Below are 15,933 nucleotides of genomic sequence, written 5' to 3'. Positions count from 1 at the left end.
CCACGGCTCTCTCGTGTCCACATCAAAAGCTTGAATCACAACCAACAGCACCAATCAACCTTTTTCAAAAGGGCTCTGAGTACCCAACACCCATTTATTTATATTAGCTAGCAATCATATACACAGACCTAATAAAACCCCAATTCCACAAATCATATCGACAAATCTATTTGCAGACCATAAGAATGCAATTCTGATTTATTGGTTGCAACAATCAATAAGACCATAACTAGCTAACATATTATTGATTCTTTCATGCATAGTTCACTTTCAAATCAAAAGCCATGACCTTAGGCTAAACGGTTAGTGATGAATAACGAGACTTCATACTCTACGGACATGATAGAAGGAAAGCTGCGCGATGAGTTCTGGCGTGCCGTCCTCAACCCCATATATGAAATCACGGACGAGGACGATGCCCACCAGTTGTCTGGAGCGGCTGTTGCCCGTTCTATCGGCTCGATCCTGATTGGTGCGACTTCGTTCAATTCACAAAACTACATGCGTGCCCCGAAGCTTATCGCGCAAAGCGGTGCCGACCAATATATTCTGCAACTTATCACCGGTGGTGATCTGCGCGGAGATTTCAACGGTTTCTATATAGAAGCGAAACAGGGCGATATCATCATCATCGATCTGACGCAGACTGTTGAAAGTCGGGCATCGGGCGGCTCTCGCATCACAGTGATGATACCACGCGGCGAACTGGAAAAAATCGTAGGGCTGCGGAAACTGCACGGCCTCGTCATGCCAGCTGATGCTCCCATGACGCGCCTGCTTTTCAATTTTCTCCGTAATCTCCAGTCATTGAGCGGGAATTTTAACAGGATCGAGGCACAATCAGCCCAAGATGCAATGCTCACATTACTTAGCGCCAGCATCCGCGGCGCGGAAGGCAGTGCAGTCGAAACTCTTCCGGCCAACCTGCCCATGCGCAAGCGCATCCTCGCCTATATCGATGAGAACCTTTTCAATCCACTGCTAGGGCCGCATTTCATCATCAAGAGCCTTCGCATCTCTCGTTCGCGTCTTTACCGGGCATTCCATATGGACGGTGGCGTTGCCAGAATTATCCGCGACAAGCGGTTGGATCGCGCCTATCGAATTCTCGTCGACGAACGTGACCGACACGTATCGCTCAAGGAAATCGCCTATCGCTGCGGTTTTAATGACGGGACGCAATTTACCAAAGCATTCAAATCCCGTTTTGGCATGTCGCCCAAAGATGCCCGTGAAACTGACGCGGCTCTGCTAACGTCGGATCCGGCCAATTTCGATTCACCTCATCTTTCGGAAGAAGCTGCCAAACGTGGCATCGATAAACCGTAAGCTGACGATCAGCTGGGGGAAAGACGGTTCAAAAAGTCGTCGCACCAGCGATTGACGTCGTGTGTTGTCAGAAAGGCTATCATGCTTTCGAAACGCTCCTTGCGTTCCTCCAGCGGCATGGCAAGTGCCCGGGCCATGGCATAGGCCATCGCTTCGGTGTCATAGGGATTGACCAGAAGCGCACCATCCAATTCCTGCGCTGCGCCCGCAAAACGGGACAGAATCAACACACCGGGATTTTTGGGGTCCTGCGCGGCAACATATTCCTTGGCGACGAGGTTCATGCCATCGCGCAACGGCGTGACCAGTGCGACAGCAGCCAGCCGGTAAAGCCCCGCCAACACTTCCCGGTTCAGGGAACGATTGATATAACGTATCGGCGTCCAGTCGACCGTCGCATGGGCTCCATTCACCCGCCCGGCAAGTTCAGCAACTGCATGTTGCATGTCCTTGTATTCAGGCACCTCGGAGCGGGATTTCGGAGTGACCTGCAGGAAAGTGACCTTGCCGCGATTGCCGGGATCGACCTTCAGGAAATGCTCGAAAGCCTCCATGCGGTTCGTGATGCCCTTGGAATAATCGAGCCGGTCCACACCGATGATAAGATCGCGATCCAACATGCTGTCGCGCATGCGTTTCACCGTCGAATGACGCTGTGCCTTTTTCGCCATTTCAGCAAAGACGGCGGTCTCGATACCGATGCCGAAACGTTCGGCGCGAAACTGATGGCCGAAAGCCTCGAACAGACCACCATCCTCCAGAGGCTTGCCGATTTTCTCACGTCGCAGGCAACCGATGAAATTATCGACGTCGTTCTCAGTCTGAAAGCCAACGACATCATAGGAAGCGAGGCCACGCATGATTGTCTCATGCACGGGCAGCGTGAACAGGATATCGGCGGGCGGCCAGGGAATATGCAGGAAGAAGCCGATGCGGTTGGTGACACCGAGATCGCGCAGTTCGGCGGCCATCGGAATGAGATGATAATCATGAATCCAGATGAGATCGTCCCGCTCGATCATCGGCAGAAGATGCTTTGCAAACAGACGATTAACCCGGAAATATCCCGCCATGTCCTTGCGCGTGTAATCGATCAGATCGAGGCGGTAGTGGCAGAGCGGCCAGAGCATACGATTGGCGAAACCTGCGTAATATTCATCGATATCCTTCTTGTGGAGATCAAGCAATGCATAGCGAATAGGCCCCACATCACGAATCGTCAGCTCCTGGGCCTGACGATTAGGAAGCGTCTTGCCGGACCAGCCGAGCCATATGCCGCCACGTTCACTCAGCGCAGCCTGCAATGCCACGGCCAGCCCACCCGCAGGCGCCTTGCCCTGTTCATCGGGCAAGGGAACACGATTGGAGACCACGATCAGCCGTCCCATACATCAAGTCCTCTCATTGCTATGCTTGTCTGTGATACCGGACAGCCAAAGGCGCAATTCGTCCGGATTACCCAGCCGCGCGGCGCGGGCAAGATCAATCGCACGCCCGATCACAACTGCCTTGCCGTTCAATTCCGCCGCAGCCTCAAGCATTGAAAGGTCGGTGAGATCGTCTCCGAAGGCGACCGGAACCCGGCCAGCAAAGGGCTTTTCCCCCATGAAGCGGCGCAAGGCCGCGCCCTTGTCGCTGACGGCAGGCCGCAGTTCAAAAACCATCTTGCCCGACTGCACGATCCAATCCGCCCCGGCAAGCTTCAAGGCCTTGTCGACAAGATCATGCGCCAAGTCGGCTTTTTCAGGCGCAGCGCGATAATGAAGGGCAACTGCGCTCCCCTTGTCTTCGGCTAGGAAACCGCTGACACGCAATGCAGCCTGACGCAGAAAATCCTTGGCAATCAGAAAATGTTCGTCCGGTGCGATCAGTTCGACCAGACCTGACGCGTGCCTGAATTCGGCGCCGTGGAGCGCGGCTATCGGGCCGTGATAATCGGGAAAGCGCTCCTCGATAAACGCGATTGATCTGCCTGTGACCAGCGCCATCGCGCCGGACAAACATTCCGAAAGAACAGAAATTGATTTTTGCAGCTCGCCAGGAACGATAACACCGTCCGGATTGGCGGCGATATCGAGCAGGGTTCCGTCCACATCGAAGAAAAGGGCGTGTTTTTGAAAGTCGATGACCGGCATACCGATTATATCGGTAGCCGGGTCCTGTTCCTTGCTGGGCATGTTAAGGCAAACATTCGTCCCGACGAATGGTTCCCGATTAAATGCAGCCTGCGCCGTTTTCCTCTGCAGTCGCGCCGGTCAGGCCGCCCTATGTGCGACCATAGACGTCATCGAAACGCACGATATCGTCTTCGCCCAGATATTCGCCGCTTTGCACCTCGATGAGCACGAGCGGCAGAATGCCCGGATTTTCCAGCCGGTGGCGGAAGCCGCAAGGAATATAGGTCGACTGGTTGGTTGTGAGCAGTATCTCGCGGTCACCATTGGTAACCTTCGCGGTGCCGGAAACGACGATCCAGTGTTCGGACCGGTGATGGTGCGCCTGCAAGCTCAGGCGACGTCCCGGCTTCACTTCGATCCGCTTGATCTTGAAGCCGTCGCCCTCTTCGAGAACCGTATAGGTGCCCCATGGCCGATGCGCCGTGCGATGCAGCTTGGCCGCTTCATGGCCGTTTGCCCGCAGCTTGTTGAAGACCTTGCGCACCTCCTGCGCCTTGTCGCGATGGGCGACAAGCAATGCGTCGGGCGTGTCCACCACAAGGAGGTCGTGAACGCCGACAAGGCTGACCAGCCGGGTTTCGGACAAGACAAAGCTGTCTGTCGTGTCTTCGATGACCGTTTCGCCACGCAGACGGTTGCCGTCTTCATCGGGCGTGATGAGATCGGCCATCGCCGCCCAGGAGCCGATATCGGACCAACCGCAGGATACCGGAATGCAGGCAATATTGTCGGCCTTTTCCATGATCGCGTAATCGATGGAAATTGCAGGAGCGGTCACGAAATCGTCCTTTGCAATTTCGATGGTCCTGGTCTCCCCGTTGACGCCGCGCCGGGCATGTTCGAGCGAAGCCTGCACGGCGTTGAAAATATCCGGCGCAAAATGCTGCATCGCTGCAAGCATGGTGCCCGCCGTGAAACAGAACATGCCGGAATTCCAGAAATACCGACCGCTTTCCACATAGGTCTGCGCCGTCTCGGCATCGGGCTTTTCGACAAAGCGCAGCACATCCGTGCCTTCGGCCTCGATATAGCCGAAGCCGGTTTCCGGATGATCGGGCACGATGCCGAAAGTGACGATGCGACCGGTTTCCGCCAGCTGGCGAGCTTTGGACACCGCTTCGGCAAAGGCGGCCTCGTCCTCGATCAGGTGATCGGCCGGCATGACCAGCAATGTCGCATCCGGGCCGTAAGTCGCAGCCGCATGCAGGGCCGCAACCGCGACAGCAGGCGCCGTATCGCGCCCGAGCGGTTCCAGCAGAAATGCGTTGTCGACCTTGGGGGCTTTCGCATCGGCATAGGCATCGAGCGTCAGAAATAGAAAGTCGCGATTGGTCACGGTGAGGATATGGTCCACACCCTTGAGCTTTGCCGCACGCTTGTAGGTCTTGCCGATCAGAGTGCTGCCGTCCGGCAGCTCAATAAACGGCTTCGGATGCGCATCGCGTGAAAGCGGCCACAGTCTGGAACCGGAGCCGCCGCTGATAATGACAGGAATAAAGCTCATTGCTCAGTTGTCCTTCGTTGCGTTGCGGGCGATGGCAAGTCCCGTTTCCAGAAGCCTCGCCGCCTGGCTCTCGTCGGAAGCTTCCACATAGCATCGCAGTTCCGGCGCATTTCCGGAAGCGCGGTAGTGAATTGCATTGCCTGAATGAAAGAAGAGTTTCACGCCGTCAATCGTTTCGGCACGAACAATCGGATCATCCCGATGAAACAGGTCATTGCGCGCAGCTTCGTTCTTCAACAGGGATAAAAACTCAAGGCTCTTTTCCTGCGGGACATTCTGGAGCCTGTCGCTCAACGCGAAACGGAAATGAAAGCGGGCCGCGATTTTAGACAATGGCTTGCCAGTTTCCTTGACGGAACCAAGGCTGCTCAGAATTGGCAGCAACGCATCGCGGGTCGGCAGAGCAATCAGCATGCGGTCGTCACGGCTGATATCCGTACCCAGCAACACACCGCCATTGGCCTCAAAACCGACAACTGCAGAAGCACCCTCCTCGATAGCCCGCTCCATGCCTTCGATGACATAGGGCGACCCCACCCGTGTTCGGATAACACGCTCGAAATGTTCTTCAAGAGCGGAATTGGAGGTCACCGGCGTCACAATCGTTTTTACGCCAAGCCATTTCGCGGTAATCGCGCCCACAAGATCGCCCCGAACGAAGCGCCCCTTCTCGTCCGCGATCAACGGGCGGTCGGCATCTCCGTCGGTGGAAACAATGGCGTCGAAACGCCCTTCCTGCCCCCATTGGTCGAGAAGCTCAATATCCTCGGAGCGCAATGCTTCCGTGTCGACGGGCACGAACACATCGGATCGACCGAGCGGTACGGCTTCCGCGCCAAGCTCAGTGAGGATACGGACAATGAGATCACGCGCCACAGACGAATGTTGATAAACCCCGACGCGCAAACCGCGAAGGCTCTCAAGTCCGACAAAATCAACATAACGCTTCACATAGCGGTCGATTGCATCACTGCTGAGCGGTGCATCATGCAGATGACGAAAGGCAAGATTTTTTGGCAGAGCGGCATAGACCCCACTGATGGCGCTCTCATCATTCTTGTCGATTTCTCCGTCGTTGCGATAGAATTTGAGCCCGTTTCGATCATCGGGAATGTGGCTGCCCGTGACCATAATGCTGGGTGCGTGCTGCGCGATCGCATAATAGCTCAGTGCCGGGGTCGGCAACACCCCACAATCGACCGGCTGAAAGCCTGCATCCTCAATTGCTGCCATGCACAATGCTGCAATGGCCGGACTGGACGGACGAAGGTCGCGTCCGACGAAGACCTTGTCGCCCTGCTGCAGCTTTCCGGCTTCCGACAGCATTCCAACAAAAGCAAAGGAATAGGCATAAGCGGGCAAATCATTCAGTTCGTCCGCCAATCCCCTAAGACCGCTTGTGCCAAATTTAAGCGATGTGCCGCTCATGCTTTCCGCCAGATTTTCCAGTATCGAAGAGGCGACGCCCGCAAGCGCCCGCCGGGCTTAAAAGTCTTGCCATCTTATAACGTGAATCCGAAAATCATCATCCCCACAATGGTGCAATCCTATGCACCTTATTGTGGGTCATAATCCGTATAGGCGGGCAATATCAAATCCTTAACGCAGACTGCGTTAATAATTACTGTTTTGCGCTTCTTTGGCTGAAAGCCATACCAACCGGGACACAACGTCCCGCAGCGACGACTTCCAATGCGGTGCCGACCAGTTGAACGCCTGTTGGAATTTTGCCGTCGACAGGCGGGAGTTGGCGGGGCGTACGGCCTTGGTCGGGTAATCGGCGGTCGCAATATCCGTAACGGTCGCCGTCGGCCCGCCAAGCCTGGCACTTTCATCGAATATGGCGTGTGCAAAGCCGCTCCAGTTCGTATCACCTGTTCCAGCCAAATGATAAACGCCATAAGCCGAAAATTCCGGTGCTGCCGCCAGATGATCCGCCACCTGGATAATCGCGTCGGCGATATCGAGCGCACTGGTCGGGTTGCCCCATTGGTCGGAAACGACAGAGAGCGCATCGCGTGTCTCCGCAAGCTTCAGCATCGTCTTGACGAAATTCTTGCCAAAAGGACTATAGACCCACGCCGTCCGCAAAATGATGTGCCGCGGATTGGCTTGGGCTACGAGAAGCTCACCTTCAAGCTTGGAGCTTCCGTAGACGCTGCGAGGTCCGGTGACATCCGTTTCGACATAGGGTTTGTCGGCGTCGCCCGCAAAAACATAATCCGTCGACAGATGGATGACGGGAACGCCACAGGTTTTCGCGGCTTCGGCAACTGCTTCGGCGCCAATAGCATTCACCGCAAAGGCAAGTTCCTGCTCGTCCTCAGCCAGATCCACCGCTGTATAAGCGGCGGCAGAGACGACGACGTCGGGCTTGATCGCCTCAATGGCACTGCGCACGGTGTCCGGCATTGTCAGATCCAGTTCCGGGCGGCCCAACGCAATCACTTCCAGATCGGGACGTTGAGCCGCCTTCTCAAGAAGGCTCTGGACAACCTGCCCTTCCCGCCCGGTGACGAGGGTTTTCATGCCTTCGCCTCTCTTACTCGCGTGCTGCCCAGACGCTCACCGGCATAGGTACCGCTGCGGATCGGCTCCCACCACCATGCATTATCGAGATACCATTGAATGGTTTTTTCCAACCCGGTCTCGAAAGTTTCCTGCGGCTTCCAGCCCAACTCACGCTCGATTTTCGAAGCGTCGATCGCATAACGGCGATCATGGCCGGGGCGATCCGTCACGAAGGTGATCAGGTCGGCATAGCTCTTGCCGTTTGCGCGAGGCCGCTTCTTGTCCAGAATGGCGCATATGGTTTCCACCACGTTCAGGTTGGTGCGTTCCGCGCGCCCACCGATATTGTAGCTTTCGCCCAGCTTGCCCGTCGTCGCAACCAGTGCCAGGGCACGCGCATGGTCTTCGACATAGAGCCAGTCCCGCACATTCGCCCCAGCCCCGTAAACCGGCAGCGGCTTTTCATCGAGCGCGTTGAGAATGACGAGCGGAATCAGCTTTTCGGGGAAATGGAACGGGCCGTAATTGTTCGAGCAATTCGATAGCACAACCGGCAGACCATAGGTTTCATGCCAGGCGCGCACCAGATGGTCGGAGGCCGCTTTTGAAGCCGAATAGGGCGACGAAGGCTTATAGGGCGTTTCCTCGGTGAAAATACCGCTGTCGAAAGGCAGATCGCCAAATACTTCGTCCGTCGAGATATGGTGGAAACGGAAGTTCGATTTGCGCGGCCCTGACAGTTCCCGCCAATAGGCAAGTGCCGCATTCAGCAGGCGAAACGTTCCGACAATATTCGTCTCGATGAAAGCACCCGGACCATCGATTGAACGGTCGACATGGCTTTCTGCCGCCAGATGCATGACCACATCGATTTCGTTGGCGCGCAACGCTTCCAGAACGCCGGTGTCATCGCAAATGTCAGCCTCAAGGAAGCTGTAATTCGGGTGGTTTTCGATCTGACGGAGAGACGCCAAATTGCCCGCATAGGTCAGTTTGTCGAGATTGACGACATTGACCTTGGGATCGGCTGCCAGATGGCGACAGACGGCTGAACCAATGAACCCTGCTCCACCGGTAACGAGAATATTCATATCATTTCCTCAAGCAAAAACTTCTGCGTCGGCAAAAAGCGGGGCTTTCTGATCCTTATCGGAAAGCTGGACGCCTGAAGATGCGATTGGCCAATCGATACCAATGGCGGGGTCATCAAACCGGATCGAGCGATCATGCTCGGGAGAATAATAATCCGTCACCTTGTAGATAACTTCAGTGTTCTCCACGAGCGTCATGAAGCCATGTGCGAAGCCCTTCGGCACCAGAATCTGGTTCCATTTTTCAGCCGAGACTTCCAACGCAACCCACTTCCCGAATGTTGGTGAGCTTTTGCGGATATCGACCGCAACATCGAGAATTGCACCGCGCGCAACGCGCACGAGCTTATCCTGCGCAAATGGCGGCAACTGATAATGAAGCCCGCGCACAACACCCTTGGCGGCTGAAAGAGAATGATTGTCCTGAACGAAAGTCAGATCAATCCCGGCCTCGGCGAATGATTTCGCATTATAGGTCTCAGAGAAAAAGCCGCGATCATCACCGAATTTACGCGGGCTGAGTTCCAGAAGACCCTCAAGCTTCAATGGGCGAACTATCATCTTTCGCTACCGATTTCCTCGACGCGACGACGCAGATAGGCAGCATATTCGGTCTGGCCAAGTTTTTCCGCCCGTTCGAGAACGGTGTTTCCATCAATCCAGCCTTTTTCAAACCCGATTTCCTCAGGACAGGCAATCTTGATGCCTTGCCGTTTCTCGATTGTACGCACGAAAGACGACGCATCCTGAAGACTGTCATGCGTTCCGGTATCAAGCCAGGCATAACCTCGTCCCAACTGCTGGACTGTCAGATCGCCACGCTGAAGATAAATATTGTTGACGGCTGTAATCTCCAGTTCGCCACGCGCGGAGGGTTTGAGCGAAGCGGCAATATCAACGACTTCATTGTCGTAAAAATACAGCCCCGTGACCGCCCAGGAGGATTTGGGCTTGATCGGCTTTTCCTCAATGGAGATTGCCTTACCGGTTGTCTTATCAAACTCAACCACGCCATAGCGCTGGGGGTCTTCCACTCGATACGCAAATACGGAACCACCCTTATCAAGACGGGCAGCGCTTTCGCACAAATGGGACAGGCCATCGCCGAAATAGATATTATCGCCGAGGATCATCGCCACATGGTCGTTACCGATAAAATGGCGACCGATGATGAATGCTTCCGCCAGACCGTTTGGTTGCGGTTGTTCCGCGAATGAAAAATCCATGCCAAATTCGCTACCATCTCCGAGCAACTTACGGAAAAGTGGTAGATCGTGTGGTGTAGAAATAACCAGAACATCTCTGATCCCCGCCAGCATCAAAACACTCAACGGATAATAGATCATCGGCTTATCATAAATCGGAAGAAGTTGCTTAGAAACTGCAATAGTCAGAGGGAAGAGACGGCTACCGCTACCGCCAGCGAGAATGATCCCTTTCATACAATCTCCGTAATCAGTTTCGTCTACCCGCCCCCCAATACTCCAGTCTATCAACGCATCGCGCAACTTCACTCTTTGAAATTAGCAACGATTGACCCCGCGAAATTTTGCGGACTATATCACGAGCACTAAACTTCACCCAGGTCAAATACCTACGGCGCGGACTCATAAACTTTGACACCCTATTCTCGTAGAGACGAGCTTTACGGAAGGGCAACGCAGAGAAGTGCCGGAATGAAATTTTCGTAAGCGCATGCAAAATTTTGAAAGGGCGAGCAACAGGTGCAAGACACATAAAAGTTTCCAGGCAAACGCCTGGATTCCCAGCCAGACCAAATTCCTCAATGATTTCAATAAATCATTTTTTCACATTCGCCAAATGTGTCATAGGTTTGTGCTACAGTTGGCGCACGGCGTCAAGCAGGTCAAAATTATTTCCGTGATAAGCGAAAAACGCGGCACCGTTCGTTGAACGATGCCGCGCTGAGAATTTATGATATCAAAATGTTAAATCAGTCTGGCCACTATATCGCGTAATTACGACTGCCAATGCGGTGCGGGCCAGTTGAACACCTGCTGAAATCTGCTGGTCAACAGGGTGGAGCTGGCTGGGCGCACAGCTCTGGTCGGTTTTTGTCATGCCCAGTTCAAAGCAACCGCGTGCAATCACCTCCAAACCCGAGCACCGAGCTACCATGAGCAAGCCAGCCATATTGCTTAATTTGTTCGAATTAGCTATCTACGGACAACATCTCCTATTTCCCGGATTGAATATGACTTCTCACGCGGTGGATTATATAACATCACAGATCAATGATATACGTACGTTATATGGATATCTGTTCCCCAATAACATCCGCTTGATAGTTAAGCAAGGAGATGAACCCTATTGGGGGAACCCACGAGTAGTGTCACATACTCTCAATCCATGCGACATAGAGGGCCAACTATTACATATTGAGGAAACAAGACACTGTGAAAACAGTCCGTCTTTGTCCATAATTGTTCAGATCCCGCCGGAATCTCTACCCAATCACAATAGCTCACCAGATACATGGACTCCACGCACTGCCTTTCATCAAGTAGCTGTTCAATACTTTCCAACAATGTTCGAACACTTGAAGTATCGCCTTGAACAAAGAAAGCTATCGCAATCGCGTAAGGTTCATCAATGGAAAAAGTTACGTATCGCACGTAATTTCAGCAATGTTACGCCAATTCAGCAAAATAAAAAGAAACCTTCCATAGTTATAGCTATGCATTGGCTGGAAATGGGAGGGGCAGAAAAATTTGCGTTTGACTGCGTCAATATCGCGGCAAACGCAGGCTTTAGAGTTTTCATAGTAGCAGACAAATTAGCAGAGCAGTCGAGAAGAACACTCTTCGAAGGTATGCCTGATGTGAAATTTCTTCGCACCGACCGTTATCTGCGCAACGAAGATTGGCCTCTTTTTCTTGAGAGACTAGTACGAGCAGAAAATGTTAAAGCACTACATATTCATCACTGTTCTTCGGCCTATAACGCGCTGGCGCATTTACACATCACCTGCCCATCACTAAAGATTGTAGACACAACTCATATCCTTGAATACAGTGATGGAGGTTATCCTCGCGTATCCGGAGTGTGGAGTCGCTACATTAATCACCATCATGTAATTAGCGCCGAGCTAACCAGATTTTATAACAACGAATTTGCTACAAATAAAAATGTCGTATTGGGGCGCCTAATCGAGAGACGGTGCCCGTTATTATCATTTCGAATGATAACAGCAAAGGACCCATTACAGCTTATATTTGTAGGACGCCTTATTCATCAGAAGCGGCCATTTCTTTTGATTGATATTATGAAGCGGGTACTTAAAACTCATCCTACAACCAAGTTAAAGGTAGTAGGAGACGGACCTTATAAGACTGCCTTTGAAAGCCTCGTATTAAAAAATGGATTATCTGATGTCATAACAATTCATGCCCCCGGCTCCCCCGTTAAAGAGCTAATGCAAAGTTCTGATATACTTATATTACCTTCTGCTAATGAGGGTTTAGCGCTGGTATGTTATGAAGCAATCGAAAACGGCGTCATTCCTATTTCTTCAAATGTTGGTGCACAATCAGAATTGCTGCCTGATGCTTGTTTGACTCACCCAGAGCCGTATCGGTGTGTCCGTGAAACAGTCGACATTATTCAGAAGCTAACAAGGGATGCGAAATTTCTAGAAAAAACAAAATCTGAATTAATAAGAAAGTATAATATTATCTCTAACGAGCCGACTGGAAGCGAAGTGATAGAAAACCTTTATCATTCAATACTGGTAGATAAAAATGCGTAAATCTATAGCCGCAGTAATTGTAACCTACAATCGAGCTGAAAAATTAAGCAAAGTCTTAGACAGTGTACTCTCCCAGCAGATACCAGTCGACGCAATCTACGTTATAGACAACGCGTCAACGGACCATACACGACAAATAGTAGCTTCCAAAGACAGTACTCTAATCACTCATATCGTGTTAGCCAAGAATGTAGGTGGAGCTGGCGGGTTTCACGCTGGCATCAAAATCGCCTATGAAGACAGTTACGACTATCTGTGGGTAATGGATGATGATGGATATCCGAATCCCGAAGCACTAGGAGTCCTTTATAACTCCATAGAAACATTCACGGAACGTCATCATTGGAAACCTGCATTTGCGTGTTCCAGTGTACGATGGGTGGACAACGATTTATGCGAAATGAACACGCCAACCCCTGTATGGGACTGGCCACGTTTCTATTCACCCAAATTACCAGTATTCTTGGTGAACTCGTGTTCGTTCGTATCTGTACTAATACCAGCTTGGGCTGTAAAAAAACATGGGCTCCCGCTAAAAGAATATTTCATTTGGTATGATGATGCAGAATACACACAACGGCTGTCCACATCCTATCCCGGCTTATTTTGCCCACAAAGTGTGGTTATCCATGACACCCCAGAAAATAAAGGCGTGAATTACTCTTTAGTGACCAGAGAAAACTTGTGGAAATTTAAGTATGGAGCAAGGAATGAAGCATCATACAGATATCATCAAGCTGGAAGACTAAGATTTATCCTATTCCTTCTTCGCGTTCGACGAGAACTGGCCAATGGGAAGGTCCCCAGAGCTCTCAGGTATGAAGTATATAAAGCAATATTGTCTGGAATTGGCTTTAACCCTAAAATTGAATACGTTTGATTTGCCCCGTTGCCCCTTCGCTTATGGCAAACGGAGGCAGCAACTGGACGTTACGCCGTAGGTCAAGGTTGTCGTCGTTGTAGAGATTGCTTGAAGAAGCGTCAACTGGAGTGGAAGCGGAAAACGCGAACAAAAAACCTGACGCAACAGCCAAATGTAGGTAACCGCCCGATTGTTACCGTGGAGAATATGTCTTGACGCGGGCGTCGATTTCTTCGTCATCGACAAAGCATTCGAGGAATTCTTGCCATTTTTCGGCTGATTGACGCGCGTCGACCAGCATCTGTCTGAGTTCATCGATGCCGTCGTCCGTCAAAGCGGAAGTGGTTTGATCGTCGCCGGTTACGACAGTGACTATGTTTCCATAGGTCAGGTTATCGTCATTGCGGATGATCGCATACAGAAGGTCAGCATCCTCGTTGAGCATTTCGGCGACATAGTCGAGCGTGAAGACAAATCTGACCGTCGCCATCAGGCTGCCTCAGCATGTTCTGCTGTGAGAGGCTTCCAGTTCCAAGGGAGCAACTCATCGAGCCGATTGATTTTGTGATCATGAATGCGGTCGAGCACATCGGCCAGATAGGCTTGCGGGTTGATGCCGTTCATCTTCGCCGTTTCAATGATCGTCATGGCGCGTGCCAGAGTTTCCGCGCCAGTATCCGCGCCCGCGAATAACCAATTCCGGCGCCCTACTCCTATCGGCCTCAGGGCTCGCTCCGCAGCATTGTTGTCCATGGCCACACGCCCGTCCTCCAGGAACAGGGATAATGACGGCCATCTGCTCAGCCCATAGCGCAAAGCCTTCGCCAGTTCGCTTTTGCCCGGAATGCGAAGCAACTGCTTTTCCGCCCACGCGCGCAGTTCCTCGACCTTTGGCTTGCTGTGCTTTTGACGCGTGACAAGCCGTACATCGGCGGGCCGACCTGCAATATCCCGCTCGATATCATACAGCGCGCCGATCCGATCGAGAGCCTCGCGCGCAATCCCGGATTTGTTCGCGGTCCAGATGTCATGAAAGTCACGCCGCCAATGTGCCCAGCAGGAAGCTTCGCGGAAGCGGCGCTTCCCGTCCGATCCCGGCTCATATAACTTCGCATAGCCTTTATAGCCATCAGCCTGAAGGATGCCGCTCGCCTCTCGCAGATGATGGTGGACGTGCTCTTCCTTCCAGTCGGGAGCGAAGTAATAAACCGCACCCGGCGGTGCGCCGCCTGCCCATGGACGCTGATCGCGGACATACGTCCAAATCCTGCCCTTCTTCACACCTTTGCCCAGTCCCTTGTCGCGTAATGAGCGATCCAGCACCCGGATCGGCGTATCGTCAGCATGGAGGAGATCGCTTTTCATGATCTCGGTCTCAATACGCTCGATCAGTGGCCGAAGCACTTGCATGGCACGACCGCACCAGTCCACCAGTGTGCTGTCAGGTATATCGACACCCATCCGCGCGAAGATCTCGTTGAGGCGATAGAGCGGCAGATGATCGTCGAACTTCGAGACCAGAATATAGGCCACAAGGCCCGCACCAGCCATGCTACCCGGTATCGGGCGGCTGGGCGCAGGAACCTGCACCATCTTCTCGCAACAACGGCACGACTTCTTTGGCCGGGCGATCTCGATAACCTTCATCGTCGCTGCGACCATGTCGAGGATTTCGCTGACATCCTCTCCGACAAGGCGTAATTCTCCACCGCAGGCAGGGCAGCAATGACCGGGATCCAGTTCCCGGCGTTCGCGAACCGCATTTTCCGACACGCGCGGACGCCGGCGCAGCGGTCTGGTTTGTGATGTCTCATCCGGGACGCAAGCCGGATCGTCTTCAAGCTCCTCGACGGTCGCGGTCTCGTGTTCGGCACTGGCAATCAACAGATCCTCAAGCGCCAGTTCCAGTTGCGCAATTTCCCGCTCGATCTTTTCAGAAGACTTGCCGAAGACCTGTTTCTTCAGCCGGGCAATGCGTAGCCTCAGACCCTGGATCAGGTGGTCATGCGCTTTCAACGCCGCCGACATCTTCGCATTCTCCGCCTGCAAGGCGGTGATCATCGCCTTCAGAAAGGCTGGATCATCAGGAAGATTTGAGCTCGCATTCGACATGATCCTGACTAGCACAAATCAGGACAGGACGCCATAAAAACAAGTAGTTTCAGTAAGATAAAATCAACCGACACGTGCCGGCGGAGCACCCCAGTCCGGGCGTCTCCAGTCTATTCCTTCCCATAACATCGCCAGTTGGGCTGCTGTCAGTCGAGCCGTCCCATCCGCCGCTGAGGGCCAGGGGAAACGGCCTTTCTGCAGAATTTTATAATAAAGGCAAAATCCCTGGCCATCAAAATACAGCAGCTTCACCCGATCGCCACGCCGCCCGCGAAAGGCGAAGACAGCTCCACCTGTCGGCTTCTGACGCAAGACATCCTGTGCCAACATCGAAAGGCCCTCAATACCCTTCCTCATGTCTGTGACGCCGCAGGCAAGATAAACCCGAACGCCGGTGCCCGGTCCAATCATGCCTGTTCCACCGCCCGGATGAGCCGCGTCAGCACCGTGCCTTCCACTTGGCTGCCAAAACAAAGTCGACGGCCGCAGCGCAATTGCAATGTGAGCGCGACGAACATCCCACCTTTTCTTTTGTGAATGATGCCGCGAGATAAGCTCCTTCATTGATAGGAGCGGAC

At 52.9% G+C, this 15,933-nt stretch carries 14 protein-coding genes; 3 read left to right on the top strand and 11 right to left on the bottom strand.

Translation table 11 applies throughout. The features are described 5' to 3' along the window. The first annotated feature begins 309 nt into the window (after positions 1 to 309). Positions 310 to 1,329 carry a helix-turn-helix domain-containing protein gene (locus JNC70_RS22180; RefSeq protein WP_374789012.1) on the top strand — a complete coding sequence of 340 codons (1,020 nt, stop codon included), beginning with the start codon at positions 310 to 312 and terminating at the stop codon, positions 1,327 to 1,329. Between the two features lie 8 nt (positions 1,330 to 1,337). On the opposite strand, the gene otsA is transcribed toward JNC70_RS22180, so the two are convergent. From otsA to rfbA, 8 genes are all read right to left on the bottom strand, one after another. Beyond that, the gene (gene otsA, locus JNC70_RS22175) at positions 1,338 to 2,717 is read right to left on the bottom strand and encodes an alpha,alpha-trehalose-phosphate synthase (UDP-forming) (protein ID WP_374789011.1); all 1,380 of its coding nucleotides are present in this window, start codon (positions 2,715 to 2,717) and stop codon (positions 1,338 to 1,340) included. Positions 2,718 to 2,720: 3 nt separating this feature from the next. Beyond that, positions 2,721 to 3,506, bottom strand: coding sequence for a trehalose-phosphatase (gene otsB / locus JNC70_RS22170; protein ID WP_374789010.1), 786 nt, complete (start codon positions 3,504 to 3,506; stop codon positions 2,721 to 2,723). Between the two features lie 88 nt (positions 3,507 to 3,594). Then, positions 3,595 to 5,010, bottom strand: a complete 1,416-nt coding sequence (locus JNC70_RS22165; protein ID WP_374789009.1) for a mannose-1-phosphate guanylyltransferase/mannose-6-phosphate isomerase — start codon at positions 5,008 to 5,010, stop codon at positions 3,595 to 3,597. Positions 5,011 to 5,013: 3 nt separating this feature from the next. After that, positions 5,014 to 6,438: a phosphomannomutase gene (locus JNC70_RS22160; RefSeq protein WP_374789008.1), complete on the bottom strand. Its 1,425-nt coding sequence runs from the start codon at positions 6,436 to 6,438 to the stop codon at positions 5,014 to 5,016. A 186-nt stretch (positions 6,439 to 6,624) separates the two neighbouring features. Continuing rightward, entirely contained in the window at positions 6,625 to 7,539 is a 915-nt protein-coding gene (rfbD, locus tag JNC70_RS22155; RefSeq protein ID WP_374789007.1) for a dTDP-4-dehydrorhamnose reductase, read from the bottom strand. Next, complete coding sequence (gene rfbB, locus JNC70_RS22150) at positions 7,536 to 8,612, bottom strand: dTDP-glucose 4,6-dehydratase (RefSeq protein WP_374789006.1); 1,077 nt, start codon at positions 8,610 to 8,612, stop codon at positions 7,536 to 7,538. The genes rfbD and rfbB overlap by 4 nt, the downstream gene beginning before the upstream one ends. 9 nt (positions 8,613 to 8,621) lie before the next feature. Continuing rightward, complete coding sequence (gene rfbC, locus JNC70_RS22145) at positions 8,622 to 9,173, bottom strand: dTDP-4-dehydrorhamnose 3,5-epimerase (RefSeq protein WP_374789005.1); 552 nt, start codon at positions 9,171 to 9,173, stop codon at positions 8,622 to 8,624. Beyond that, the gene (rfbA, locus tag JNC70_RS22140; protein WP_374789013.1) at positions 9,170 to 10,054 is read right to left on the bottom strand and encodes a glucose-1-phosphate thymidylyltransferase RfbA; all 885 of its coding nucleotides are present in this window, start codon (positions 10,052 to 10,054) and stop codon (positions 9,170 to 9,172) included. Before rfbA ends, rfbC begins: the two co-directional genes overlap by 4 nt. Positions 10,055 to 10,749: 695 nt before the next feature. Between rfbA and JNC70_RS22135 the strand changes: the two genes are divergently transcribed. Next, the gene (locus tag JNC70_RS22135) at positions 10,750 to 12,381 is read left to right on the top strand and encodes a glycosyltransferase (RefSeq protein WP_340583702.1); all 1,632 of its coding nucleotides are present in this window, start codon (positions 10,750 to 10,752) and stop codon (positions 12,379 to 12,381) included. After that, entirely contained in the window at positions 12,374 to 13,261 is an 888-nt protein-coding gene (locus JNC70_RS22130; RefSeq protein WP_340583701.1) for a glycosyltransferase family 2 protein, read from the top strand. Before JNC70_RS22135 ends, JNC70_RS22130 begins: the two co-directional genes overlap by 8 nt. A 175-nt stretch (positions 13,262 to 13,436) precedes the next feature. Here JNC70_RS22130 and JNC70_RS22125 read toward each other — a convergent pair whose 3' ends face one another. From JNC70_RS22125 to tnpB, 3 genes are all read right to left on the bottom strand, one after another. Next, on the bottom strand, positions 13,437 to 13,733 hold the full coding sequence (locus tag JNC70_RS22125) for a hypothetical protein (RefSeq protein ID WP_121982141.1): 297 nt from the start codon (positions 13,731 to 13,733) through the stop codon (positions 13,437 to 13,439). Beyond that, entirely contained in the window at positions 13,733 to 15,355 is a 1,623-nt protein-coding gene (tnpC, locus tag JNC70_RS22120) for an IS66 family transposase (RefSeq protein ID WP_101990361.1), read from the bottom strand. Before tnpC ends, JNC70_RS22125 begins: the two co-directional genes overlap by 1 nt. A gap of 63 nt (positions 15,356 to 15,418) precedes the next feature. Next, positions 15,419 to 15,933, bottom strand: a 515-nt coding sequence (gene tnpB, locus JNC70_RS22115; RefSeq protein ID WP_374789004.1) for an IS66 family insertion sequence element accessory protein TnpB, incomplete at its 5' end; no start/stop codon positions are given.

The sequence above is a fragment of the Brucella oryzae genome, assembly GCF_041929965.1.
Lineage (GTDB): Bacteria > Pseudomonadota > Alphaproteobacteria > Rhizobiales > Rhizobiaceae > Brucella > Brucella oryzae.
This window is presented reverse-complemented; position numbering and strand designations above follow the sequence as displayed.

Coding starts and splice junctions, on each gene's coding strand:
- JNC70_RS22180 (WP_374789012.1), top strand. CDS start 310: ATGAATAACGAGACTTCATACTCTACGGACATGATAGAAGGAAAGCTG.
- otsA (WP_374789011.1), bottom strand. CDS start 2,717: ATGGGACGGCTGATCGTGGTCTCCAATCGTGTTCCCTTGCCCGATGAA.
- otsB (WP_374789010.1), bottom strand. CDS start 3,506: ATGCCCAGCAAGGAACAGGACCCGGCTACCGATATAATCGGTATGCCG.
- JNC70_RS22165 (WP_374789009.1), bottom strand. CDS start 5,010: ATGAGCTTTATTCCTGTCATTATCAGCGGCGGCTCCGGTTCCAGACTG.
- JNC70_RS22160 (WP_374789008.1), bottom strand. CDS start 6,438: ATGAGCGGCACATCGCTTAAATTTGGCACAAGCGGTCTTAGGGGATTG.
- rfbD (WP_374789007.1), bottom strand. CDS start 7,539: ATGAAAACCCTCGTCACCGGGCGGGAAGGGCAGGTTGTCCAGAGCCTT.
- rfbB (WP_374789006.1), bottom strand. CDS start 8,612: ATGAATATTCTCGTTACCGGTGGAGCAGGGTTCATTGGTTCAGCCGTC.
- rfbC (WP_374789005.1), bottom strand. CDS start 9,173: ATGATAGTTCGCCCATTGAAGCTTGAGGGTCTTCTGGAACTCAGCCCG.
- rfbA (WP_374789013.1), bottom strand. CDS start 10,054: ATGAAAGGGATCATTCTCGCTGGCGGTAGCGGTAGCCGTCTCTTCCCT.
- JNC70_RS22135 (WP_340583702.1), top strand. CDS start 10,750: ATGAGCAAGCCAGCCATATTGCTTAATTTGTTCGAATTAGCTATCTAC.
- JNC70_RS22130 (WP_340583701.1), top strand. CDS start 12,374: ATGCGTAAATCTATAGCCGCAGTAATTGTAACCTACAATCGAGCTGAA.
- JNC70_RS22125 (WP_121982141.1), bottom strand. CDS start 13,733: ATGGCGACGGTCAGATTTGTCTTCACGCTCGACTATGTCGCCGAAATG.
- tnpC (WP_101990361.1), bottom strand. CDS start 15,355: ATGTCGAATGCGAGCTCAAATCTTCCTGATGATCCAGCCTTTCTGAAG.